Genomic DNA, 21,687 nt, shown 5'->3' with positions numbered 1-21,687 from the left:
TGCGCCTATGGTCAAAGGGTCTTTGCAGGAGTGGCCCCATGATCCGTCTCGCCCTTTTTCTGATTTTCACAGCCGGACCTCTGGCCGCCCAAGAGACCGCTCCAGATGGGCCGCCCGAGGCCGAACCGCCGATGACTTATGAACGTCTGGGCAAGATCATCTTCGCCCTCGACCCCGAGGCGCAGCCGTTCGGGCCCGGGTTTGAATTGACGGTTTCGGATGTGACGGTGCTGGTCGTCACGGATACCAACGCCGACCGGATGCGTGCGATGATTGCGATCCGAAGCGCCGCCGATTTGTCGCCTGCCGATCTGCAACGCATGATGCAGGCGAATTTCGACAGCACCCTGGATGCGCGCTATGCCATCGCCAACGGTACTTTGTGGGCCGCGTTCATCCATCCGCTATCGTCGCTGCAACGAGATCAACTGATCTCGGGGCTGGCCCAGACCGTGAATATCGCCAAGACCTATGGCACGCTGTATTCCGGTGGCGCGGCAGAGTTCGGAGGAGGCGATAGCCAGGACCTGCAGCGCGATCTGATCGAAGAACTGCTGAAAAAGGGCGAGGAGATCTGAGCTTCGGCTGGCAAGCAGCCGGTTAGTGACAGGCGCCAGACCACGGCGCCTTAGCCCCTAGCTGAATGCAGGAAAGCTGATATAGTTTCTACCCAGCAAAAAAGGGACGGCCGTCGCACGAACCCCAACACCAAAAAAAGGGGCAGGCGGCTACATAATCCCACAAGCCAACAGGGACGAAACTAAATGAACAATCGTTTGAGTAAGATCACCATCGTAGGTGGTGGCACAGCGGGTTGGATGACAGCGCTGATCCTGGACATGGTGTTTTCCCGCACCTCGGCCCCAAAGGATCGGCCGCGGATATGTCTGATCGAAAGCCCAAATATCTCGACTGTCGGGGTCGGCGAGGCCACGGTCCCGCGCATGCCGGTCACGCTGCGTCAGGCTGGCATTTCCGAGCGGGATTTCTTCCGCGAAACCAACGCCTCGTTCAAGCTGGGGGTGAAGTTTTGCAATTGGAACAAGGACGCCAAGGGCAATCGCATCGACTATGTGAACCCCTTCGCCCATGGTCAGATGCTGGAGGGGTTGGAAGCTGCCGAGTATTTTCTGCGTTTTGGCAACGGGGATCGGGATTTCACACAGTCGATCTCGCCGCATGATGATCTGGCCCGTCTGTGCAAGGGCGCGCGGCAATTGGGCCAGCCTGAGTTTGAGCAGCGGTTTGGCTATGCCTATCATCTGGATGCGGTGAAATTTGCGGGGATGCTGACCAAGCTGTGCACCAAACGCGGTGTCGAGCATATTCAGGACGAAGTGCAGGCGGTTGAACTGGATGAGCAGGGCAATGTCAGCCATCTGATGCTTGAGGGTAAGGGCCGCCATGACATCGAGATGGTCATCGACTGCACCGGGTTCCGGGGGTTGATCATCAACAAGGCCTTGGGCGAGCCGTTCATGGACTATTCGGACTACCTGCCCAACGACCGCGCCATGGCGTTGCAGGTCGAGCATCCGGATCCAAACAAGATCGAAAGCGTCACGCGGTCCACCGCGCTGGGTGCCGGTTGGACTTGGCGGGTGCCTCTCTATAACCGGGTGGGTACGGGTTATGTCTTTTCGTCCGCGCATCGCACGGATGATCAGGCGGCGGATGAATATCTTGAATGGCTGGGCGATAGCGGCAAAGGTCTGACGCCGCGTGTGATCCCGATGCGGATCGGGCGTGTACGCAATGCGTGGGTCAAGAACTGTGTGGCGATCGGTTTGTCCGGCGGGTTCATCGAGCCGCTGGAAAGCACCGCGATTCACATGATCGACCATGCCATCCGCTGGTTCGCCGAGCATCTTCCCACGCGCGATATCGAGCCGTCCCTGCGGGCGCGATATAACCGGCAGATGAACAAGATGTATGATGAGGTTCTGGATTTCATCTGCCTGCACTACCGCTTGGGCAATCGCACGGATGATCCGTATTGGATCGACGCGCGGACCGAGATGAAGATACCAGACCGGTTGGCCGAGAATCTTGAACTGTGGCAGAACCGCCTGCCGATGGAACACGATATCGAGTTCGCTACCCTGTTCAATTTCCGGGTCTATCAGACGGTTCTTTTGGGCAAACAGGTTTACGATACCGGCTATGGCGCGGGTATCCGCGACCGTCTGCGACCGCTGAAAAAACCGATCTGGTTCCAAGGGATGAAATCCGCAAAGGCTCATCTGGCGCAGGTCTTGAAGGCGATGCCGGATCACAAGACCCTGCTGATGGATATTCGAGGTGAACTGGATCGGCCTGCCTTTAAGAAGGCGGCGACTCAGCCGACCGTGGCGATGCCCGGCGCGAAACCCGCCCCGGTGGTGGTTCAGAACATGCCGAACCTTGCTGAAATCCAAAGCGGCGCGAAGGATTTGCAGCTGTTTTAGGCGGTCCGATCTGCGCGAGAATCGGTTTTCCTGAAAGAGCGGGCGGGCAATGGCGCTGAGCTTCTGCCTTGCCCTCGCGATCGGCGCAGTTTGCCAGGCGTTGGTTCAATCTCGGTTGCACTTTTTGAATTGATATGTGATAACATATCATTCATGAAGAATTCTACAGGCAAACAGCGCCGATCAGCCACGGCCCGCAATCTTCGCAGTGACCTGAAGCGTTGCCGCCGACAGGTCTCTCCAATGAAGACTTACGACACGCTGCCGCAGCCGTTGCGCGCGTGGTTGGCGCAGGCTTGCCTACCGTGGAGCCCGACATCGGCCCTGAAAATCTGGAAACAGTCTGGCGGCAAAAACGATGCTGCGGCAGCAATTGGGCGACTGAATGCGATCGAGCAGGTGATGCTGCAGAGGGATGCGAAGCTTTGGACGGCTAGCAGGTGATGTCGACGCAGCCTCGATAACCGGCCATGCCTTGGAAATATGGGCTTTGCCCTTGCACGAGATGGGGAATCCGCCTATACGCGCGCTGTCGATACAAGGGCGGTCAACGTCCGGATGACGTTTCTGAGCAGGGCCGGGTTACCTCGGCCCTTTGTGTTTGTTTGCTCAGGGGCTCACCGGGTCACGCCCAACGACATCATGAAACAAGACCGGCGGAGACAACCGCTCGGCCAGCAAAAACGTACTTGTAAAGGAAAACAACGCCACATGGCTAACGCATCCATGGAGGAATTCGAAGCCCTCCTGAACGAAAGCTTCGAAATGGACACGCCCGAAGAAGGGTCTGTTGTCAAAGGCAAGGTCATCGCTGTCGAAGCGGGTCAGGCCATCATCGACGTCGGCTACAAAATGGAAGGCCGCGTTGATCTGAAAGAATTCGCAAGCCCCGGTGAAGCCCCTGAAATCGCTGTCGGCGACGAGGTCGAGGTTTACCTGCGCGCTGCAGAAAACGCCCGTGGCGAAGCCGTCATCTCTCGCGAGATGGCCCGCCGTGAAGAGGCATGGGACCGTCTGGAAAAAGCATATGCCGACGACCAGCGTGTCGAAGGTGCGATCTTTGGTCGTGTCAAAGGTGGCTTCACCGTCGATCTGGGTGGCGCAGTTGCGTTCCTGCCCGGCTCGCAGGTTGACGTGCGCCCCGTGCGCGACGCTGGCCCGCTGATGGGTCTGAAGCAGCCGTTCCAGATTCTGAAAATGGACCGCCGCCGTGGCAACATCGTTGTGTCCCGCCGCGCAATCCTGGAAGAATCGCGTGCCGAACAGCGTGCCGAAGTTATCGGCAACCTGTCCGAAGGTCAGACCGTCGAGGGTGTTGTCAAGAACATCACCGAATACGGTGCATTTGTTGACCTAGGCGGCGTTGATGGCCTGCTGCACGTCACCGACATGGCATGGCGCCGTGTGAACCACCCATCCGAGATCCTGACGATCGGTGAAACCATCAAGGTTCAGGTCATCAAGATCAACAAAGAGACCCACCGCATCAGCCTGGGCATGAAGCAGCTGCAGGAAGATCCGTGGGATCTGGTTGCTGCCAAGTACCCGCTGGGCTCGGTCCATCAGGGTCGCGTCACCAACATCACCGACTACGGCGCGTTCGTCGAGCTGGAAGCCGGTGTCGAAGGTCTGGTGCACGTGTCCGAGATGTCCTGGACCAAGAAAAACGTCCACCCCGGCAAGATTGTTTCGACCAGCCAGGAAGTCGACGTCATGGTTCTGGAAATCGACGGCGCCAAGCGTCGCGTGTCTCTGGGCCTGAAGCAGACCATGCGCAACCCGTGGGAAGTGTTTGCAGAAACGCACCCCGAGGGCACCGAGGTCGAAGGCGAAGTCAAGAACATCACCGAATTCGGTCTGTTCATTGGCCTCGACGGCGACATCGACGGCATGGTTCACCTGTCGGACCTCAGCTGGGACGAGCGTGGCGAGGATGCGATCCAGAACTACCGCAAAGGCGACGTCGTTCAGGCGGTTGTCTCGGAAGTGGATGTGGACAAAGAACGTATCTCGCTGTCGATCAAAGCCCTGGGCGGTGACAAGTTCGCCGAAGCCGTGGGCGGCGTGAAGCGTGGCTCGATCGTGACCGTTGAAGTGACCGCGATCGAAGATGGTGGCATCGAGGTCGAGTACGAAGGCATGAAGTCGTTCATCCGCCGTTCGGACCTGTCGCGTGATCGTGCCGAACAGCGCCCCGAGCGTTTCTCGGTCGGTGACAAGGTCGACGTTCGCGTCACCAATGTCGACAGCAAGACCCGCCGTCTGGGTCTGTCGATCAAGGCACGCGAGATCGCCGAAGAGAAAGAGGCCGTGGAACAGTATGGTTCTTCCGACTCGGGCGCGTCGTTGGGCGATATTCTGGGTGCAGCGCTGAAATCTGGCGACTAAGCCTCGGCTCTGCTACACAGCTAAAGAACGGCCCCGTGCGGATGCGCGGGGCCGTTTTCGTTGCGAATCAATGCGTTCCGAAAATCCCGGTGCGGTGGCATTTTGGCGGCGCATTTCCCGCCGAAACAGGGGTGCAACCCCTAAAATCCGGGTGCTTTGCCAAAAAATGCCCGCTCGACACGCAGAGTTTACGTTCCCCCGAACCCGGTTTTTTCTTATACTGTCCAGAACAATAGGCTTGATAAACCGGTCGCCTGGGAGGGTAACACGCATGATCCGTTCAGAACTGATTCAGAAAATCGCCGATGAGAACCCGCATCTTTATCAGCGCGATGTCGAGCGGATCGTGAACACCGTGTTCGAGGAAGTCACCGATGCCATGTCCCGCGGCGACCGGGTCGAGCTGCGCGGTTTCGGCGCATTTTCGGTGAAGAAGCGCGACGCGCGCGTCGGTCGCAATCCCCGCACCGGCGAGACCGTGCAGGTCGAAGAAAAATGTGTGCCGTTTTTCAAGACCGGCAAGTTGCTAAGGGACCGTTTGAACGGTAAAGCGTGATCCCATGATGCGCTATATCCGCTACGCTTTTCTTGGAGTTCTGGGGATCGTTCTCGTCTCGATCTCGCTGGCCAACCGGCAGATGGTTGAACTCAAGCTGATGCCCGACACGCTGTCCGAGCTTGTGGGCTTTAACTTCAGCATCTCGCTGCCGCTGTTTGTGGTGGTTCTGGGCGGTGTTGTGGCCGGTCTGGTCATAGGCTTCCTGTGGGAATGGCTGCGGGAACACAAGCACCGCCGCGATGTCTCGGCCAAAACCGGCGAGGTGCGCAAGCTTGAGCGTGAGGTCAAGAAGCTCAAGAAAAAGCAGCAGAAGGATCAGGATGATGTTCTGGCGCTGCTGGACGAGGCAAGCTGAGACCACCCGATGCCGGACGACATTGCTGTCAAAATCTGCGGGCTGACGGCCCCGAACCATGTGCGCGCCGCAGCGGATGCGGGCGCGCGGTATCTTGGGTTCAACTTCTTCCCGAAATCGCCGCGCTACGTGTTGCCCGAACAGGCGGCTGTGTTGATGGAACCCGTGCCGGTTGGCGTTGCCAAGGTGGCGCTGGTGGTGAATGCCCCGGATGATTTGCTGGACAGTATCACCGGCGTGGCTCCGTTCGATATGTTGCAGTTGCATGGCAGTGAAAGCGTCGACCGTGTGCGCGAGATCAAGGGCCGCTATGGCCTGCCGGTGATGAAGGTGATCGGCGTGGCCGAGGCCGCCGATCTGGCGGCGATTGACAGCTATAGCGAGGTGGCCGACCAGCTTCTGATCGACGCCAAGGCCCCCAAGGGCGCTGTTCTGCCGGGCGGAAACGGGTTGGCGTTCGACTGGCGCTTGCTGGCCGGGCGCAAATACTGGCGCAAGCCTTGGATGCTGGCGGGCGGCCTGAACCCCGACAACGTGGCCGAGGCGATCCGCATGACAGGGGCGCGTCAGGTCGACGTGGCCTCGGGCGTCGAAAGCGCGCCGGGGGTCAAGGATGCGGGGATGATCCGGGCGTTCATCGAAGCAGCCCGGTGATCCGGTCAGTTTGCGATGGCAAAACCCGCCGCCACCCCATATGAACAACGGGCAGACTGACGGAGACCCCAATGGCCAACGATCTTTTCAATTCCTTCATGTCCGGCCCCGATGAACAGGGCCGTTTCGGCATTTTCGGTGGCCGGTTCGTCAGCGAAACGCTGATGCCGCTGATCCTGTCGCTGGAAGAGGAATACGACAAAGCGAAGGATGATCCGACCTTCTGGGCCGAGATGGACGATCTGTGGGCGAATTACGTGGGTCGCCCCTCGCCGCTGTATTTCGCCGAACGGCTGACCGAGCATCTGGGCGGTGCCAAGATCTATCTGAAGCGCGATGAGCTGAACCATACCGGCGCGCATAAGATCAACAATGTGCTGGGCCAAATCATTCTGGCGCGCCGCATGGGCAAGACCCGGATTATCGCTGAAACCGGGGCAGGGCAGCACGGTGTGGCTACCGCCACCGTCTGTGCCAAGTTCGGTCTGAAATGCATCGTCTATATGGGTGCCCATGACGTGCAGCGTCAGGCCCCCAACGTGTTCCGTATGCGCCTGCTGGGGGCTGAGGTGATCCCTGTGACCTCGGGCCGTGGTACGTTGAAAGATGCCATGAATGATGCGCTGCGCGATTGGGTAACGAATGTGCGTGACACGTTCTACTGCATCGGCACCGTGGCCGGGCCGCACCCCTATCCTGCGATGGTCCGCGATTTCCAGTCGATCATCGGCAAGGAAGCCAAAGAGCAGATGATGAAGGCCGAGGGCCGTCTGCCCGATACTATCATCGCCGCCATCGGAGGCGGTTCGAACGCGATGGGTCTGTTTTATCCCTTCCTCGACGACAAGGATGTGAACATCATCGGTGTCGAAGCGGGCGGCAAGGGTGTGAACGAGAAGATGGAGCATTGCGCCTCGCTGACCGGAGGCCGCCCGGGCGTGCTGCACGGCAACCGTACCTATCTGCTGCAGGACGATGACGGGCAGATTCTGGAAGGCTATTCGATCTCGGCGGGACTCGATTATCCCGGCATCGGGCCTGAACATTCCTGGCTGAACGATATTGGCCGCGCCAACTATGTCTCGATCACCGACAAAGAGGCGCTGGAGGCGTTCCAACTGTGCTGCGCGACCGAAGGCATCATCCCAGCGCTGGAGCCCAGCCATGCGCTGGCGCATGTGATGAAGATTGCGCCCGACCTGCCCAAAGATCATCTGATCTGCATGAATATGTGCGGGCGAGGGGACAAGGATGTGCAGACCGTGGCACGGTATCTGAACTTCGATATGTCCGACACCGAAGGCCGCGCCGCCGACTGATCGCTGCCGGGCTTTGCGCCTTTGGGGAAATGTGCCAGTCTGCCCGATATGTGCAGCGCATCCTCAAAGGCCACCGGGCATCTTGACCGGAAATACGACAAGGCCGCCCCCGGCTGGGCGGACAAGATGCGGCTGCTTGGGTATTTCGATGCCTATCTGGGCTTTTTGTCGTCCGCACCTCAGGCAGATCTGGGCTTAAATGCGCTGGATATCGGCTGCGGCACCGGCGCTTTCGCCGAGGCGCGCGCGGTGGTGCAGCCCAACGGGCGGATCACATTGCTGGAGCCGTCGGCCCGGATGCTGCAACTGGCGCAGTCGGCGCTGCAGCACAGGGGCATCGCCGCCGACACGGTGCAGACCCGCCTGGAAGAGTTTCAGCCCCCGTCGCGTTTCAACTGCCTGTTGGCCGCGCATGTGTTGGAACATTGCGCCGATCCGGTCGCTGCGCTGCGCCGGATGCGCGATCTGGCGGAACCTGGGGCCGCGCTGTGGCTGGTCGTCAGCAAGCCGCATTGGTGCAATGCAATCATCTGGTTTCAGTGGCGGCACCGCACCTATCGTCCGGATGTGGTGGCCGACATGCTGACCCGCGCCGGGTGGGCCCTGCAGGCGGAACACAGCTTTTCCGCCGGACCACCCTCGCGCACGTCCCGAGGATATCTTGCCCGCGCGACCTAGGCCTGCTGCGTTTTCAGTGCCGCCAGAGGAACGATGTCCAACGCCCGTTGATGGGTGGCCTCTAACCGCACCTTCGGTGCGCAACCTTCGTCATGGGCCTGCAGAAACCGCCCGGCGCACAGGCACCAGCGGTCGCCGGGTTTCAGGCCCGGAAAGTCGAATTCAGGGCGCGGCGTGCTCAGGTCGTTGCCGACATATTTGGAAAAGGCCAGAAACTCGGCTGTCATCACCGCGCAGACCGTGTGGCTCCCCTGATCCTCGGGGCAGGTGTTGCAGGCCCCATCACGGAAAAAACCGGTCAGAGGATTGCGCGAGCAGGGCTCCAGCACGCCGCCCAGTACGTTGATACTGTCTTGCTTCTGCATGGCCTCACCTTACAGGCTTTGCGCGATCTTGCGGAAGATTTCGACATTCTGGGCGCTGACGCCCGGTTCGCGGAACTTGCGGTCGGCACCTGTGGTCACGATCAGAACGCCCCGCGCCTGATCGAAATAGATATACTGACCATAGACGCCGCGAGCCAGAAACTCGCCCTCATGCGCGCCAACCGGTATCCACCACTGATAACCATAGCCGATCTTGCCCGGTTCTGTCGGCGCGCTGGGCCAGGTCGATTCGGCAATCCAATCGGCAGGAACCACCTGCACACCGTCGCGCACCCCGTTTTGCAGGATCATCTGCCCAAATCGGGCAAAATCGCGGGTGGTAAAGTTCAGACCACCCAGCACGAAGGCCACGCCTGCGCCATCGGTGATGTAGTACCCGTCCCGCTCCAACCCCAGCGGTTCGATGATCTTTTCGGTCAGCAACTCGGCCACGCTGCGCCCGGTGGCACCGCGAATGACCATCCCGATCACATGAGTGTCGATCGACACATATTGCCATGTCGCGCCCGGTGTCGTGAAACTGTCCTGCAATGAGGCGGCGAAATCGTCCAATTCTCCACCCAAAGCCACAACCCGGCCCATCCGGTTGATGTCCGAGTTATAGTCCAGATAGTCCTCGTCAAAGGTCACACCGCTGGCCATGTTCAACACATTGCGGATCGTCGCGGTTTCATAGGCGCTGCCTTTCAGCGCAGGCGCATATTGCACGACCGGATCGTCCAGCGACGCAATCGCACCTTCTGCCATCAGGATGCCGAACAGGGCCGACAGATAGCTTTTGGCAACCGACCACGATATCCGACGGTCCTCAGGGCCGGTGCCCAGATAGTATTCTTCGAACCGGATCTTGCCGCCCTGCATCACCAGCAGAGAGGTCACCGCACGATCGTCGATCCACTGATCCGTACCCGCTGGCAGATCAAAGCCGGGGCCATAGGGCAGTTCCCATGTCGGGCCAGAACCACGGGGCAGGTCGACAGTCAGAAAGGCCTCATCCATATGGGAGAAGTTGTGAACGATCTTTTCCTCGGAGAACAAAGAGTTCACGGCCATCAGCCGCTGGATTTCTTCGCGCTTCCAAACCCCGACGACAATTGCCGCCAGCACCAAAGCCAGCGTGATGCGCAACAGCCATTTCAGAACCGATCTCATACGATGCCTCCCAATGATCCCAGCCATTGGACCCCGGTCCGGCCCGCGGCGCAATCGCTACGTGGCGGCACGCCTATCTGAACTTGTCCAGAAGCTTCTGCATCGCAGAACGCTCGTCAGGCGCCGGTTCGGTGTCTGGTACGGCCTTGGGTGCGGTGTCGGCCTTGGCAGGCGACTTCGAAGACCGGGGCGGTGCGGTGCGCAGCGCGACCGCATTCATGAACTTGCCGCTCTCGTCCGCGGCCAGATGGGCCGCCCCGTCCGAGACACCGCGCAGAACATCCTCTAGCCATTCGGCATCTGCCTTGGCAAAATCGCTGAGCACATAGGGCGAGACCATCTCTTTCCGCCCCGGATGGCCGATCCCCAGACGCACGCGGTCATAGGCCGGGCTGATATGCTCGTGGATCGAGCGCAGGCCATTGTGCCCGGCATGGCCGCCGCCAGCCTTCACGCGTACCTTTCCAGGCGCCAGATCCAGCTCATCATGAAAGACGGTGACGTCGGTTGAATCCAGCTTGTAGAAGCGCATCGCCTCACCCACCGACTGGCCCGACCTGTTCATGAAGGTCTGCGGTTTCAGCAACAGAACTTTCTCGCCCCCAAGGCGGCCTTCTGACAATTCAGCCTGAAACTTGGATTTCCAGGGGCCGAAGCCGTGGTCCTCGGCGATGCGGTCCACCGCCATGAAGCCGATATTGTGCCGGTTGCGGGCGTATTTCTGACCCGGGTTTCCCAAACCGACAAACAGTTTCATCATTTCGTCCTCAGTCCTATCGCACCTTGGGGTGATGACATGAAACGCCACCTGTTTTCCAGCCCAACTCGGCCACAAAAAAAACGGGGCCACGTCAGGGCCCCGTTTCAAATTCCTAATATGGTCCGAACTTATTCTTCGGTCTGGTCCTCGCCGATGACTTCAACTTCATCAGCAGCGACTTCACCCTCTTCGCCGTCTTCATCGTCGCTGGACGCCAGACCGGTCGGGGCCGAGACGTTGGCGATCACGAAGTCACGGTCGATGGTCGGCTTGGTGCCGCCCGGCAGGTCAACCGACGAAATGGTGACAACGTCGTTGATCTCCATGCCGGTCAGATCGACGGTGATTTTCTCGGGGATGTCGCCCGCGGTGCAAACCAGCTCGACCTCAGGGCGGACAACGGTCAGAACGCCGCCCTTCTTGATGCCGGGGGCTTCTTCTTCGTTGACGAATTCAACGGGGATGAACAGCGCGATCTTGGTGGTCCGGCGCAGACGCATCAGGTCCAGGTGGGTCGGCAGGTCCTTGACGACGTCACGCTGAACGTCACGGCAGATGACGCGAACGTCTTCGTGACCTTCAACCTTCAGGTTCCACAGGGTCGACTTGAACCGGCCTGCTTTCAGACGCTTGAACAGGACGTTGAACGGGATCTGAATCGGCAGCGGGTCTTTGTCGCCACCAAATACAATGCCCGGAACCATGCCATCGCGGCGTGCCTGACGAGCGGCGCCCTTGCCTGTCCCCGTCCGTTCCAGAGCTACGAGATCAGGAATCTCACCAGCCATGATATATCTCCAATGTTAGGGCGGGCATCCTCCAAGGCTGTATGCCCGCGTGAAGCCGCGTCCTTAGCTTGATTCATCCGGATTGGAAAGGGGTTTTTGCCCAGCTTGGATGTTTGCGAGGCTCTGCCTCGCGCTCCGGGATATTTATAGCCAGATGAAGTGCGGATCCCCTGCTTCATCTGGCCAAAAATATCCCGGGGGAGTCGCCCGTAGGGCGGCGGGGGCAGCGCCCCCATCCTTGGGTCCGGCAAGCGATCAGGCTTGCCAGCGGCCGCCGAAATCTTCGGGAATCAGAAGGTTGTGACGCCCCAAATTGGCCACGTCGCGTTCTCCGCAAAGTGCCATGGTCGTATCAAGCTCCTTCTGGATTACTTCCAGCGCGGTTGTCACGCCTTTCTGGCCCATCGCGCCCAGGCCATAGACAAAGGCGCGACCGATGAAGGTGCCCTTGGCCCCAAGCGCCAAGGCTTTCAAGACGTCCTGACCAGAGCGGATGCCGCTGTCCAGGTGTACTTCGACGTCGCTGCCGACCGCGTCCATGATCTCGGGCAACACCCGGATCGAACTGAGCGCCCCGTCCAGTTGCCGGCCGCCGTGGTTCGACACCACAATCGCGTCGGCCCCCAGCTTGGCTGCCATCTTGGCGTCCTCGGCGTCCAGAATGCCCTTGAGGATGACCTTGCCGCCCCATTGCTCCATCAGTCTCTCGACTTTGCCCCAGTCGAGGCTGGGGTCGAACTGTTCGGCTGTCCAGGTGCCTAGCGATCTGGTGTCGGTGACATTGTGGACATGGCCCACAATATTGCCGAATTCCCGCCGTTTGGCTCCCAGCATCTCGATGCCCCAGGCCCATTTCGTCATCAGGTTGGCAATCGTTTTGGGGGTCAGCTTTGGCGGGGCCGACAGGCCGTTTTTCAGGTCCTTATGTCGTTGGCCCAGAATCTGCAGGTCAAGCGTGATGACCAGCGCAGAACATTTGGCGTCCTTGGCCCGCTGGATCAATCGCCCGACATAGTCCTGGTCTTTCATCGTGTAGAGTTGAAACCAGAACGGGGCCGAGGTGCTTTCGGCTACATCCTCGATGGAGTTGATCGACATCGTGGACAATGTGAAGGGCACACCGAAGGCCTCGGCGGCTTTGGCTGCTTTGATCTCGCCATCCGCGTGCTGCATGCCCGTAAGGCCAACGGGGGCCAGTGCGACCGGCATCGATACGTCCTGCCCGATCATTTGCGACGCGGTGGTGCGCCCGGTCATGTCCACCGCAACCCGTTGGCGCAGGCGGATGTCGTCGAAATCCGAGCTGTTGTCGCGGAAGGTCTGTTCTGTCCAGCTGCCGCTTTCGGCGTAGTCGTAGAACATGCGCGGGACGCGGCGTTCGTAGATGCGTTTGAGATCTTCGATATTCGTAATCACGGGCATGAAATCGGGCCTCTGCTGAATTGGTTAAGTTTCTTTACCAATTTATGCGACCCTTCGCAACATGGATTGGATGCGGTCGGTTGCCGCGCGTGCGCAACAGAAAACCCCAGCAGGCAGATCGCCTGCTGGGGCTTGTCAGAATTTCCCGGGATCTAGATGGGTTGTCAGGCGGAATGGGCGCCGTCGGCCAGAGATTTGACGAACTCCAGCACCTCGGTCACCGGCTTGCCTGCGCCGATCTGGCTGACAATGGCCGAGCCGACCACCGCGCCATCGGCCACTCTGGCAATCGCGCGCGACTTGTCGGGAGTGTTGATGCCAAACCCGACGATGACCGGAAGATCGGTTTGCGCCTTGATCCGCGACACCTCGGGGCCGACATCGGTGGCCTGCGCCTCGGCGGCGCCAGTGATGCCGGTGATCGACACATAATAGACGAAGCCCGATGTGTTCTGCAGCACGCGGGGCAGGCGTTTGTCATCGGTGGTGGGGGTCGCCAGCCGGATGAAGTTCAACCCGGCGGCCTGTGCGGGCAGGCACAGCTCGGCGTCCTCTTCGGGGGGCAGGTCGACGACGATCAACCCGTCGATACCAGCGGCCTTGGCGTCGTCGAGGAATGCGTCGACGCCCCGGCTGTAGATCGGATTGTAGTAACCCATTAGCACGATCGGCGTCTTATCGTCGGTCTCACGAAAGGTACGGGCCAGATCCAGCGTGCGCTGCAGCGTCATGCCGCCATCCAGCGCGCGCTGACCAGCAGCCTGAATGGTCGGACCATCGGCCATCGGGTCGGTGAACGGCAGACCCAGTTCGATCACGTCGACGCCTGCGCCGGGCAGCCCCTTTACCACCTCAAGCGAGGTCTCGTAATCTGGATCGCCCGCCATGACATAGGCAACAAAGGCCTTCTTTCCTTCGGCTTTCAAAGCGGCGAATTTGGCGTCGATACGGGTCATCGGAAGTCCTTGCACACGAGGTTTCGACCTGATGTGCAGAAACTTTCGACGAAAATCAATCCCGCTTGGGGCGTGCGGCTTCAGAAGGCGTAGTGATAACGCAGGAACACGGCATTCACGCCGGGGTTATCATCCTGCGTGCTGGCGTTCGAGATATGGGTGATCGCCACCGAGACCTTGTTGCCGCTGTCCAGCTCATATCCAAGCCCCAGAAGGCTGCGGATCTGGAACTCGCCGCCCAAATCGTTCGCGGTGTTCGATTCGTTATAATAACCCGGGAACACGCTGCCTTCGACGAACCAGCGGTCCGCAAAGCTGTAGAGACCGACCAGACCGGCACCCAGATGGGTGTCTCCGTCTGTGTCTACGGTCAGGGCCGCGCCCCAGGTTGCACTGAACCGGGTCGCCTCATGAAAGGGGCGGTGCTGGTATTCCAGCGAAAAGACTGCCTGATCATCGGCCGAGCCTGCCGAGTAATCTGCATACCCTGCGCCAAAGATCACAGATTGTGCCTGCGCGACGCCTGCTGCCGCCAGTGTAAATGCCAAAACAAGAAGGGATTTCATCGTCACTACCACGTCCGTCGTTTATTCTGATTTTATCTATTGGTGACCATAAGTGCGTGTTTTCAATGCACGCAAGAACACAATGTAATGCCGATTTCGTGATGTGGCAGATTGGACCCGGCCCGCGATCGGAACCCAGCGCCTTGCGCATCGACCCGGACCTGCATAGAAGCAGCGCTCGTACGGTATTCAGGAGGCCGCAATGGGCTTTAAGATGGGAATCGTGGGTCTGCCGAATGTTGGTAAGTCGACCCTCTTCAACGCGCTGACCAAGACCGCCGCTGCGCAGGCGGCAAACTTCCCGTTCTGCACCATCGAGCCCAATGTGGGCGATGTGGCGGTGCCTGATGCGCGGCTGGACAAGCTGGCGGCGATTGCATCGTCGAAACAGATCATCCCGACGCGGATGACCTTTGTGGACATTGCAGGTCTGGTCAAAGGCGCTTCAAAGGGTGAGGGGCTGGGCAATCAGTTTCTGGCCAATATCCGCGAGACGGATGCCATCGCCCATGTGTTGCGTTGTTTCGAAGACGGCGATGTGACCCATGTGGATGGCCGTGTCGATCCCGTGGCCGATGCCGACACCATCGAGACCGAGCTGATGCTGGCGGATCTGGAGAGCATCGAAAAGCGCCGCGCCAATCTGGTGCGCAAGCTCAAGGGGAACGACAAGGAAGCGCAGCAGCAGGATCGCCTGCTGGCGACGGCACAAGAGATGCTGGAAAACGGCAAGCCCGCGCGTCTGGTCGAGGTTAGCGACGAGGATGCAAAGGCGTGGAAGATGCTGCAGCTTCTGACCACCAAGCCTGTTCTCTATGTCTGTAACGTGTCCGAGGAAGAAGCCGCCGAGGGCAATGAATACTCAGCCCGCGTGGCCGAGATGGCGGCCGAACAGGGCAACGCGCATGTCATCATCAGTGCCAAGATCGAAGAAGAGATCAGCCTGCTGGAAGAGGACGAAGCGCAGATGTTCCTCGAGGAAATGGGTCTGGAAGAGGCGGGCCTGGACCGTCTGATCCGCGCGGGATACGACCTGCTGAAGCTCGAGACCTATTTCACCGTCGGCCCGAAGGAAGCGCGCGCCTGGACCATTCGGATCGGCACCGCTGCGCCGCAGGCCGCGGGTGTCATCCACGGGGATTTCGAAAAAGGTTTCATCCGTGCCGAAACCATCGCCTATGACGACTACATCGCGGCGAATGGCGAACAGGGCGCGAAAGAGGCGGGCAAGATGCGGGCCGAGGGGAAGGGCTATATCGTCCGCGATGGCGACGTGATGCACTTCTTGTTTAACACCTGACGGGACGGTCAGGGCCGTCAGTAGTCGCGTTCGAAGAAGATGCCCAGCCCGGTTTCTCCGCGGCCATCTACAGTGCCGCGCAAGGTGAAGCTGTCGGTGACGTCCAGATTCAGGTTCACCTCGGTGTCGCCCTCGGTATTGACCGTGAAATCGGTATAGAGGTTGTCGCTGAGATATGCGCCCGCGCCCAGGCGGCCCGCGCCGCCCTCGGTCGCGCCGATGTCGACAGTGTCCAGACCTGTTGAATCCCGCAACCCCTTGGTCGCGTCCCCTCCGGCACCGCTGAGCTGGGCCAGGGATGCCGCCATCTGCGCGATGACAAAGGGCGACAACTCTGAGAACCGGTTACCGAAAAGCAGCATGGCCAACGCCTCTTCGGTGGGCCGCTCAGGGTCCGAGAACACGGTGACCTCGGGCGAGTCCAATGGTCCGGCGATCTCAATCGTGGCCGTGCCGTCCGAGGTGCTGGTCGAGGATTCGAACTCGATATAGGGGGTCAGGTCGCCCTGCAGGGTCACCAGACCTTTGGTCAGCGCCAGACGCCGACCCAGGATGTCGATATTACCGCGGATCAGCTCGATCTGCCCCGAGGGCACCACAGCCGTTGTGGTGCCACCGATCTGGATACGCCCGCCCAGCTCCGCATTCACCCCGCGCCCGCGCACAAAAACCGCCTTGGGGGCCAGAAGGCCGATATCCAGCGTGATGCGAGAGTTGCTTTTCTCGGCCTCTTCGTTTTCGACCAGATTGGCGCGCTCGCGTGTGACAAACCCCGCGCGGCTTTCGTTCAGATGCTCCATCGGTGGGATCGGGGCCGCGCCGACGGCGCCTGCTGCGGCGGCGAGGTTGATGTTGGTTTCGCCGAAATTGATCTGCCCCGCGATAGCGCTGTTGCCCGCCAAAGCCCCGGTCAACGCGATCTGACCGTTGAGTGTGGTTTCGTACAGCAGCTTGTCGGTCAGCACCAGATTGTTCAATGCGGTGGTGATCTGCGCATTGAATGGCGGCGTCAGGTCGACCGGGCCGCTGACCGTAAAGCCTCCGCCCGCGCGGACACCGCCCCGCAGATCGATCGTCGCGCGGCTTTGGGCCAGCGTGACGGCCCCCGAGATGCCGGTGATGGTTTGACCCACCTCTGGCAGTGCCATCGAAGTGCCTGAGGTCGAGATCGTTCCGCTGAGCGCGCTCAGTGACGGCGCTCCGTTCAGGGCCAGATCGAAGCGTGCCGTACCTTGCAGGCTATTGGGCGAAATAAAGGCGTTGGCGATGCCGATATTGACGCCACCCTGCATTTTCAGATCGGCTGTGCCGCTGGTTTCGTCGAACGTGCCCGCAACGGTGCTGTTGATCTGGGCTGGGCCTTCGGCCTTGGCGTCGATTGTCCATTTGCCCGCGTCCCGTTTTGCGGTGCCCGTGGCCGAGACAGTGCCGGGGAAATCGGGGGCAAACCGTTCGATCCGGTTGAGCCGGGCGTCGAAATCCAGATCGGCGGCACCGTTCGTGTCGACGCTGCCCGACAGGCTGGCATACGAGCTTTCGGGCCCCGAAAGTCGCGCGGTGCCCTCAAGCCCCGCGGCGGTCGGGGCCACGTTTCCCTCAAGCCGAAGTGGGCCGGACAGGGTGGGCGAGAGGCGGTTCATATCGTCCAGCGCCGCCGAAAAGGTCAGTCCGCCCGCGTCGCGGTCCAATTGACCCGACGCATCGGCGGTCAGTGCCGTGCCGTTCAGCTGGAAGGTGCGGATGTTCAGGCCCTGATCGTCATTCACCGCGTCCACGTTTAGCGTGGTGCGGCCCTGCACCAGCCCGTCAACCAGATCAATACCGGTGCCGATATCATCCGCCGTGACATTTCCCTTCACGTCGAAGGTCTTGCTGCCTTTTGCGCCCTGACCCGTAAGATCGGCCTTGATTGATCCGGCCAGCTCACGCCCTGCCAGCCCCGAAAACAGCGACAGATCGGGCGCGTTCACCTTGGCCGAGCCGTCCACGGCAAGCTCGCCCGTGGGATCATCAATCGTCGCCGCGACCTCGGCGGTCAGGGCTTTGCCGTTGATTGTCGCATTGCGAATGACGATCTGATCGTCCGAGCGCGCGCCGTCGAAGCTGATCGTGGTGCGGCCTGTCAGCAGGGGGTCGATATCGCTCATCCCGGTCTGGATATCGGTGCCGATCACGCTGGCCTGCCCGTCGAAATCTAAGGTTTGAACAGTGCCCTTGCCATCCAGCCGGGCCTGAATGGCACCGGCCAGTTCGCGCTTGGCGAGGCCAGAGAACACCGACAGATCCGAGGCATTGACGCTGGCCTGCCCGTCGATTGAGACATTGCCATCCGGCGTTGTGACCGTTCCGCTGGCCTGCGCGTTCACCGCCTCGCTGGTGATGGCGAATTCGCGTATGGTCACGCCGTCCGTGCCGCGCTTGGCATCCAGCGTGATCTCGGTCTCGCCCGAGATCACCGGGTCGATATCGTCGCGCCCGGTGGACAGGTCGCGCCCGCTGACCACCACCTTGCCATCAAAGCTGCGCTCAAGCGGTGAGCCGTTGCCCTGCACCCGGATTGAGGCCTCGCCGCCCAGCTGCAACTGCGCCAGATCCGAGAACCGCGACAGGTCGCTGGCCCGCAACGTGGCGTTGCCATCCACCTGCAGCCCGGTCGCCAACCCGCTGATCACGGCATCTGCGCCCAGCGTATAATCGCTGCCAACCAGTTCGAATCCCGACAGTTCCAGCGACTGATCGCTGCCATATTCGAACTGCCCATCCAGCGTGATCTGATCGCCAATCGCCGCGCCAAGCGCCGGATCGGCCATCTCCAGCCCGTCCAGAACCGCCTGCAGGTCGCCATCAACCGACAGCCCATTACTCTGATCCAGCGCGCCCTGACCGGTGATGCGCGCGTGTTCCAGTTTCAGATTGGGGGTCGAGACCGCATTTGTGGTTAGGCTAAGGTCCCACAGGTTCCCATTCTCGGCATTGAACAGCGCCGAGATCTGCGCAGCGCCGATTGAGGTGTCGCCACCGCTGACGGGTAGCACGACACTATCGCCCTCGGGCGGCGTGATCCGACCCTGCAGCGCGGCCAGTTGCAGTGCGCCGCCTGCGCCGAGGCTCAATTGGCTTTTCAACTCCAAAGCCTGCGAGGTGATTTCGATATCCGAGATATCCAGCGCGCCGTCGGGATGGGTGCGGCCATCGACGAACAGCTTGGTGTCGGTGCCAAAGAACGTGTCCATGTTCTCGGCCAGAAACGGGGTCAGATCGCCGCCCAGATCTGCGGTAAAAGCGATGCCATCTGCTGCGGTGCCGCCCTCCTCGGCGCTGCGCAGCCGGACCTGCCCGGTGACGCGAAGCTGCTGATCGCTGCTGAGGCCGATATCGGCGGTGAAATCGCTGACCGGGCCGGACCCTTTGGCCGTCAGTTCGATGGGCGGCGTGTCGGGCACTCCCAGCGCGGTCGCGATTAACCCGCCCGAAGCTTCGGCAACGGTCAGGTCCAGATCGATCTGGCGGCTTGAATTGTCGAAGCCCGCCGTCAGGTCGATGGTATCACCCGCCCGGTCCAGCCGGTCGATATCCAGCGTCGTGTCCAGCGCACCATCCGCCAGCGACAGGTTCCCGTTCACCTGCAGATCAGCGGCCACCCCAATCAGCGGCTCCCCCAGCGACAGGTCGTCAATGCGCAACTCTCCGATCTCGATGGAAACCGGCAATTCGGGCAGTTGAAACGGTTGTGTTTCAGCCGAGGGCGCGGGGGCCTCTTTGGTCGTCGTGCCGGGCGCGCGGGCAACGTCAATCTCTTGCGCTGTCAGCGCATTGACCGAGAACCGCCCCCGCAGCAGCCCCAGCCGGTTCCAGTCCAGTTCAGCGTTTTTGATGGTCAGCCAGACGCCTTCGTCATCGGCGACCGTGATCTCTTGTATGGTGGCGCGGGAACTCAGCGCGCCTTCCAATCCGATCACGCGCACGTTCTGGTCGTCGCCCGAAAGCGTGTCCTGCAGGAACCGCTCGATCATGCTGCCGCCGTCTTCGTCCTGCGCGGCGACGGGGGCGGCGAAAGCCACCGAACTCAGCAGCAGGGGATATGTAACACGACGCATCAAAACGCCTGCCCGATCCCAAGATAGAATTGCAGCCCAGTCCCGGTGTCGCCCTGAACCGGCACTGCAAGGTCAAAGCGCAGGGGGCCGAAACCACCCAGATCATAGCGGATGCCCAGCCCCGCGCCAGAATGTTCCTCGGACCCGCTGCCGATGAAGGACGAGGTATCGACCACGCCGTAATCGTAAAACCCCACCAGCGAGATCGCATCGGTTACGCGCCCGCGCACCTCGGCTGAAAGTCCCAGAAAGGACTTACCGCCCGCGACCCCATCCCCGACGGGAATGCCGAGGCTTTCGAAGGGTTGACCCCGTACCGTGCCCGCACCGCCCGAGAAGAACAGGAAGTCCGGTGTCACGCCATCCAGAGATGGCCCAATGACCGATCCCAGTTGCACCCGGCCGGCCAGCACCAGCCGTCCGTTGGTGCCCAGATCGTTATACGCGCGCCCGTCAAAGAACATGCGCAAACCGGTATCTGTTTCAGAAAACCCGATGAAGGGCATAACCTGAGCGTCCAGGAAATACCCGCGGGTGGCGCTGACCTTGCTGTCGCGCTCGTCCCATTCGGACCGGAACGGAAGGATGAAATACCGGAACTTGCGCCCGTCGCCAAAGGCGTCATCGGCGTCGGAATACTGAAACCCGGCAGAAGCTTCGGCATAGAACCGGTCCGAGAAGGTGCGCCGCGCACCGTAAGCCAACGAGGCGACGGTGACGTTGTAGTTTTCAGTATTGCGCCGTTCCAGCAGGGCGCTCCAGAACGTGTTGTCATCGGGGCCCAGACGGTCGGGCTGATCCAGACGCAGGCCGATGCGCCCGTCAATGTCCTCGGCCCCGCCGATATTGCGAATGGCGGCCTCGAACCGCAGACGCTCGGCGCGGCGGAAAACGTTCCTGTGCGTCCATGTCGCCGTAAGGTCCACGCCATCGCGCGAGGCGATCTCGGCGCCGAAGGTCAGGCGGCGGGGGGGCAGGTCCTCGAATGTGGCGTCGAAATCCAGCGTGCCGTCGGGGTTGGGCGTATCGCGTTCCTTCAGCGAAACCGAGCTGAACGCACCCGTACGGCGCAGTCGAGTGCCAACCTTCTGGACCTGCTCGGGAGAGTAGACCTCTCCGCTCGGGAAGCCCGCGATATCCCGGATCGACTTGTGTTTAACATTGGTGTCGCCCTGAATGATCATTCGGCCAAAGGTCAGGCGCGGCCCTGGGTCCAGATCAACGGTTGCATCCAGCCTGGCCTGCGCGTGGCGGGCAATCACCTTCTGATCCGCGACATCTGCCTTGGCATGACCATCGTCGCGCCAGCCCTGCACCCCGGCCAGTGCCGCGTTCCGAATTGCGCCTGTTGTGGCCAGTTTGCCGGTTGCAAATTCCTCGGGCAGCACCGTGTCAGGAGCCAGCGGCTGTACGACCGCCGTGCCGAATTTGAACTTGGGTCCGGGCTGCACGGAAATCGCTGCGCGGCGAAACTGTGCCGGGACGTTCAGCGAGTTGATGTTGGCCGCCTCCTGACCGTCCAGCTTGATACTGACAACGGGGCTGAAATACCCCTCGTCATACATGATCTGAACGATGGTGCGGTAATCCGACAGCGCCGCCGACAGAATTTCCAGCGAGGTGTCCAGCCCGCGCGATTCCGACGTGAAGACTGAAGAGGTTTCCTCGAGCCGGTCCACCAGGTCTTTTGAGGCCCCCGGAGCAGAAAGCGTGGTCTCAAGCGCAAAGGCAAGGGTAGGGGACAGGGCGACCAGCGTGCCGTAGAGCCAGCATCTCAGAACGCTGCGCGGTCCGCTCGGTGTCATTAAACTGGCTCCAACTGCCCCAAGTCGAAATCACTTTGGCCGCAACATGCGTTCG

Annotated in this window: 19 protein-coding genes; 10 read left to right on the top strand and 9 right to left on the bottom strand. The window is 60.8% G+C overall.

The window, feature by feature from the left end; all coding sequences use genetic code 11:
- Window positions 1-38: 38 nt before the first annotated feature.
- The 9 genes from ACR0J1_RS09370 to ACR0J1_RS09330 all read left to right on the top strand — a co-directional run bounded on the left by ACR0J1_RS09370 (window position 39) and on the right by ACR0J1_RS09330 (window position 8,400).
- Complete coding sequence (locus ACR0J1_RS09370; RefSeq protein ID WP_480732455.1) at window positions 39-578, top strand: hypothetical protein; 540 nt, start codon at window positions 39-41, stop codon at window positions 576-578.
- Window positions 579-764: 186 nt separating this feature from the next.
- Entirely contained in the window at window positions 765-2,447 is a 1,683-nt protein-coding gene (locus ACR0J1_RS09365) for a tryptophan halogenase family protein (RefSeq protein WP_480732457.1), read from the top strand.
- Window positions 2,448-2,600: 153 nt separating this feature from the next.
- Window positions 2,601-2,891 carry a DUF6525 family protein gene (locus ACR0J1_RS09360; RefSeq protein WP_480732458.1) on the top strand — a complete coding sequence of 97 codons (291 nt, stop codon included), beginning with the start codon at window positions 2,601-2,603 and terminating at the stop codon, window positions 2,889-2,891.
- A 267-nt stretch (window positions 2,892-3,158) separates the two neighbouring features.
- Window positions 3,159-4,835, top strand: a complete 1,677-nt coding sequence (gene rpsA / locus ACR0J1_RS09355) for a 30S ribosomal protein S1 (protein ID WP_480732460.1) — start codon at window positions 3,159-3,161, stop codon at window positions 4,833-4,835.
- Between the two features lie 271 nt (window positions 4,836-5,106).
- Window positions 5,107-5,391: an integration host factor subunit beta gene (gene ihfB / locus ACR0J1_RS09350; RefSeq protein ID WP_008758048.1), complete on the top strand. Its 285-nt coding sequence runs from the start codon at window positions 5,107-5,109 to the stop codon at window positions 5,389-5,391.
- A 7-nt stretch (window positions 5,392-5,398) separates the two neighbouring features.
- Window positions 5,399-5,749 (top strand): lipopolysaccharide assembly protein LapA domain-containing protein, encoded by a 351-nt coding sequence (locus ACR0J1_RS09345; RefSeq protein WP_480732736.1) that lies wholly within the window; start codon window positions 5,399-5,401, stop codon window positions 5,747-5,749.
- A 9-nt stretch (window positions 5,750-5,758) separates the two neighbouring features.
- Entirely contained in the window at window positions 5,759-6,403 is a 645-nt protein-coding gene (locus ACR0J1_RS09340) for a phosphoribosylanthranilate isomerase (protein WP_480732462.1), read from the top strand.
- Between the two features lie 71 nt (window positions 6,404-6,474).
- Window positions 6,475-7,722, top strand: coding sequence for a tryptophan synthase subunit beta (gene trpB, locus ACR0J1_RS09335; protein ID WP_480732464.1), 1,248 nt, complete (start codon window positions 6,475-6,477; stop codon window positions 7,720-7,722).
- Between the two features lie 48 nt (window positions 7,723-7,770).
- Complete coding sequence (locus ACR0J1_RS09330; protein ID WP_480732466.1) at window positions 7,771-8,400, top strand: class I SAM-dependent methyltransferase; 630 nt, start codon at window positions 7,771-7,773, stop codon at window positions 8,398-8,400.
- Here the strand turns inward: ACR0J1_RS09330 and ACR0J1_RS09325 are convergent.
- The 7 genes from ACR0J1_RS09325 to ACR0J1_RS09295 all read right to left on the bottom strand — a co-directional run bounded on the left by ACR0J1_RS09325 (window position 8,397) and on the right by ACR0J1_RS09295 (window position 14,430).
- Window positions 8,397-8,765 (bottom strand): DUF2237 family protein, encoded by a 369-nt coding sequence (locus ACR0J1_RS09325; protein WP_480732468.1) that lies wholly within the window; start codon window positions 8,763-8,765, stop codon window positions 8,397-8,399. The genes ACR0J1_RS09330 and ACR0J1_RS09325 overlap by 4 nt on opposite strands.
- A 9-nt stretch (window positions 8,766-8,774) precedes the next feature.
- Entirely contained in the window at window positions 8,775-9,938 is a 1,164-nt protein-coding gene (locus ACR0J1_RS09320) for a serine hydrolase domain-containing protein (RefSeq protein ID WP_480732470.1), read from the bottom strand.
- Between the two features lie 73 nt (window positions 9,939-10,011).
- A complete protein-coding gene (pth, locus tag ACR0J1_RS09315) occupies window positions 10,012-10,695 on the bottom strand; it encodes an aminoacyl-tRNA hydrolase (RefSeq protein ID WP_480732472.1) in 684 nt (227 codons plus the stop codon).
- A gap of 131 nt (window positions 10,696-10,826) precedes the next feature.
- A complete protein-coding gene (locus ACR0J1_RS09310) occupies window positions 10,827-11,486 on the bottom strand; it encodes a 50S ribosomal protein L25/general stress protein Ctc (protein ID WP_480732474.1) in 660 nt (219 codons plus the stop codon).
- A 255-nt stretch (window positions 11,487-11,741) separates the two neighbouring features.
- Window positions 11,742-12,908: an alpha-hydroxy acid oxidase gene (locus ACR0J1_RS09305; RefSeq protein WP_480732476.1), complete on the bottom strand. Its 1,167-nt coding sequence runs from the start codon at window positions 12,906-12,908 to the stop codon at window positions 11,742-11,744.
- 164 nt (window positions 12,909-13,072) lie between these two features.
- Complete coding sequence (gene trpA / locus ACR0J1_RS09300; protein WP_480732477.1) at window positions 13,073-13,864, bottom strand: tryptophan synthase subunit alpha; 792 nt, start codon at window positions 13,862-13,864, stop codon at window positions 13,073-13,075.
- 80 nt (window positions 13,865-13,944) lie between these two features.
- The gene (locus tag ACR0J1_RS09295; protein WP_480732478.1) at window positions 13,945-14,430 is read right to left on the bottom strand and encodes an acyloxyacyl hydrolase; all 486 of its coding nucleotides are present in this window, start codon (window positions 14,428-14,430) and stop codon (window positions 13,945-13,947) included.
- A gap of 202 nt (window positions 14,431-14,632) precedes the next feature.
- On the opposite strand from ACR0J1_RS09295, the gene ychF reads away from it, so the two are divergent.
- A complete protein-coding gene (ychF, locus tag ACR0J1_RS09290) occupies window positions 14,633-15,730 on the top strand; it encodes a redox-regulated ATPase YchF (protein ID WP_480732480.1) in 1,098 nt (365 codons plus the stop codon).
- Window positions 15,731-15,747: 17 nt separating this feature from the next.
- Here the strand turns inward: ychF and ACR0J1_RS09285 are convergent, their stop codons facing one another.
- Window positions 15,748-19,827, bottom strand: a complete 4,080-nt coding sequence (locus ACR0J1_RS09285) for a translocation/assembly module TamB domain-containing protein (protein WP_480732482.1) — start codon at window positions 19,825-19,827, stop codon at window positions 15,748-15,750.
- A complete protein-coding gene (locus ACR0J1_RS09280; protein ID WP_480732484.1) occupies window positions 19,827-21,632 on the bottom strand; it encodes an autotransporter assembly complex protein TamA in 1,806 nt (601 codons plus the stop codon). The genes ACR0J1_RS09285 and ACR0J1_RS09280 overlap by 1 nt, the downstream gene beginning before the upstream one ends.
- Between the last annotated feature and the right edge of the window lie 55 nt (window positions 21,633-21,687).

Source organism: Ruegeria sp. CJ3, assembly GCF_056536725.1.
Note: the sequence above shows the minus strand (reverse complement) of the source record. Positions and strands in the feature narration are given on the sequence as shown.

What these genes read in the sequence shown, in the direction of transcription:
- ychF (WP_480732480.1), top strand. Translation starts at nt 14,633, where the DNA reads ATGGGCTTTAAGATGGGAATCGTGGGTCTGCCGAATGTTGGTAAGTCG.
- ACR0J1_RS09370 (WP_480732455.1), top strand. Translation starts at nt 39, where the DNA reads ATGATCCGTCTCGCCCTTTTTCTGATTTTCACAGCCGGACCTCTGGCC.
- ACR0J1_RS09340 (WP_480732462.1), top strand. Translation starts at nt 5,759, where the DNA reads ATGCCGGACGACATTGCTGTCAAAATCTGCGGGCTGACGGCCCCGAAC.
- ACR0J1_RS09280 (WP_480732484.1), bottom strand. Translation starts at nt 21,632, where the DNA reads ATGACACCGAGCGGACCGCGCAGCGTTCTGAGATGCTGGCTCTACGGC.
- ACR0J1_RS09320 (WP_480732470.1), bottom strand. Translation starts at nt 9,938, where the DNA reads ATGAGATCGGTTCTGAAATGGCTGTTGCGCATCACGCTGGCTTTGGTG.
- ACR0J1_RS09330 (WP_480732466.1), top strand. Translation starts at nt 7,771, where the DNA reads ATGTGCAGCGCATCCTCAAAGGCCACCGGGCATCTTGACCGGAAATAC.
- trpA (WP_480732477.1), bottom strand. Translation starts at nt 13,864, where the DNA reads ATGACCCGTATCGACGCCAAATTCGCCGCTTTGAAAGCCGAAGGAAAG.
- trpB (WP_480732464.1), top strand. Translation starts at nt 6,475, where the DNA reads ATGGCCAACGATCTTTTCAATTCCTTCATGTCCGGCCCCGATGAACAG.
- ACR0J1_RS09305 (WP_480732476.1), bottom strand. Translation starts at nt 12,908, where the DNA reads ATGCCCGTGATTACGAATATCGAAGATCTCAAACGCATCTACGAACGC.
- ACR0J1_RS09365 (WP_480732457.1), top strand. Translation starts at nt 765, where the DNA reads ATGAACAATCGTTTGAGTAAGATCACCATCGTAGGTGGTGGCACAGCG.
- ihfB (WP_008758048.1), top strand. Translation starts at nt 5,107, where the DNA reads ATGATCCGTTCAGAACTGATTCAGAAAATCGCCGATGAGAACCCGCAT.
- rpsA (WP_480732460.1), top strand. Translation starts at nt 3,159, where the DNA reads ATGGCTAACGCATCCATGGAGGAATTCGAAGCCCTCCTGAACGAAAGC.
- ACR0J1_RS09345 (WP_480732736.1), top strand. Translation starts at nt 5,399, where the DNA reads ATGCGCTATATCCGCTACGCTTTTCTTGGAGTTCTGGGGATCGTTCTC.
- ACR0J1_RS09310 (WP_480732474.1), bottom strand. Translation starts at nt 11,486, where the DNA reads ATGGCTGGTGAGATTCCTGATCTCGTAGCTCTGGAACGGACGGGGACA.
- ACR0J1_RS09360 (WP_480732458.1), top strand. Translation starts at nt 2,601, where the DNA reads ATGAAGAATTCTACAGGCAAACAGCGCCGATCAGCCACGGCCCGCAAT.
- ACR0J1_RS09285 (WP_480732482.1), bottom strand. Translation starts at nt 19,827, where the DNA reads ATGCGTCGTGTTACATATCCCCTGCTGCTGAGTTCGGTGGCTTTCGCC.
- pth (WP_480732472.1), bottom strand. Translation starts at nt 10,695, where the DNA reads ATGAAACTGTTTGTCGGTTTGGGAAACCCGGGTCAGAAATACGCCCGC.
- ACR0J1_RS09325 (WP_480732468.1), bottom strand. Translation starts at nt 8,765, where the DNA reads ATGCAGAAGCAAGACAGTATCAACGTACTGGGCGGCGTGCTGGAGCCC.
- ACR0J1_RS09295 (WP_480732478.1), bottom strand. Translation starts at nt 14,430, where the DNA reads ATGAAATCCCTTCTTGTTTTGGCATTTACACTGGCGGCAGCAGGCGTC.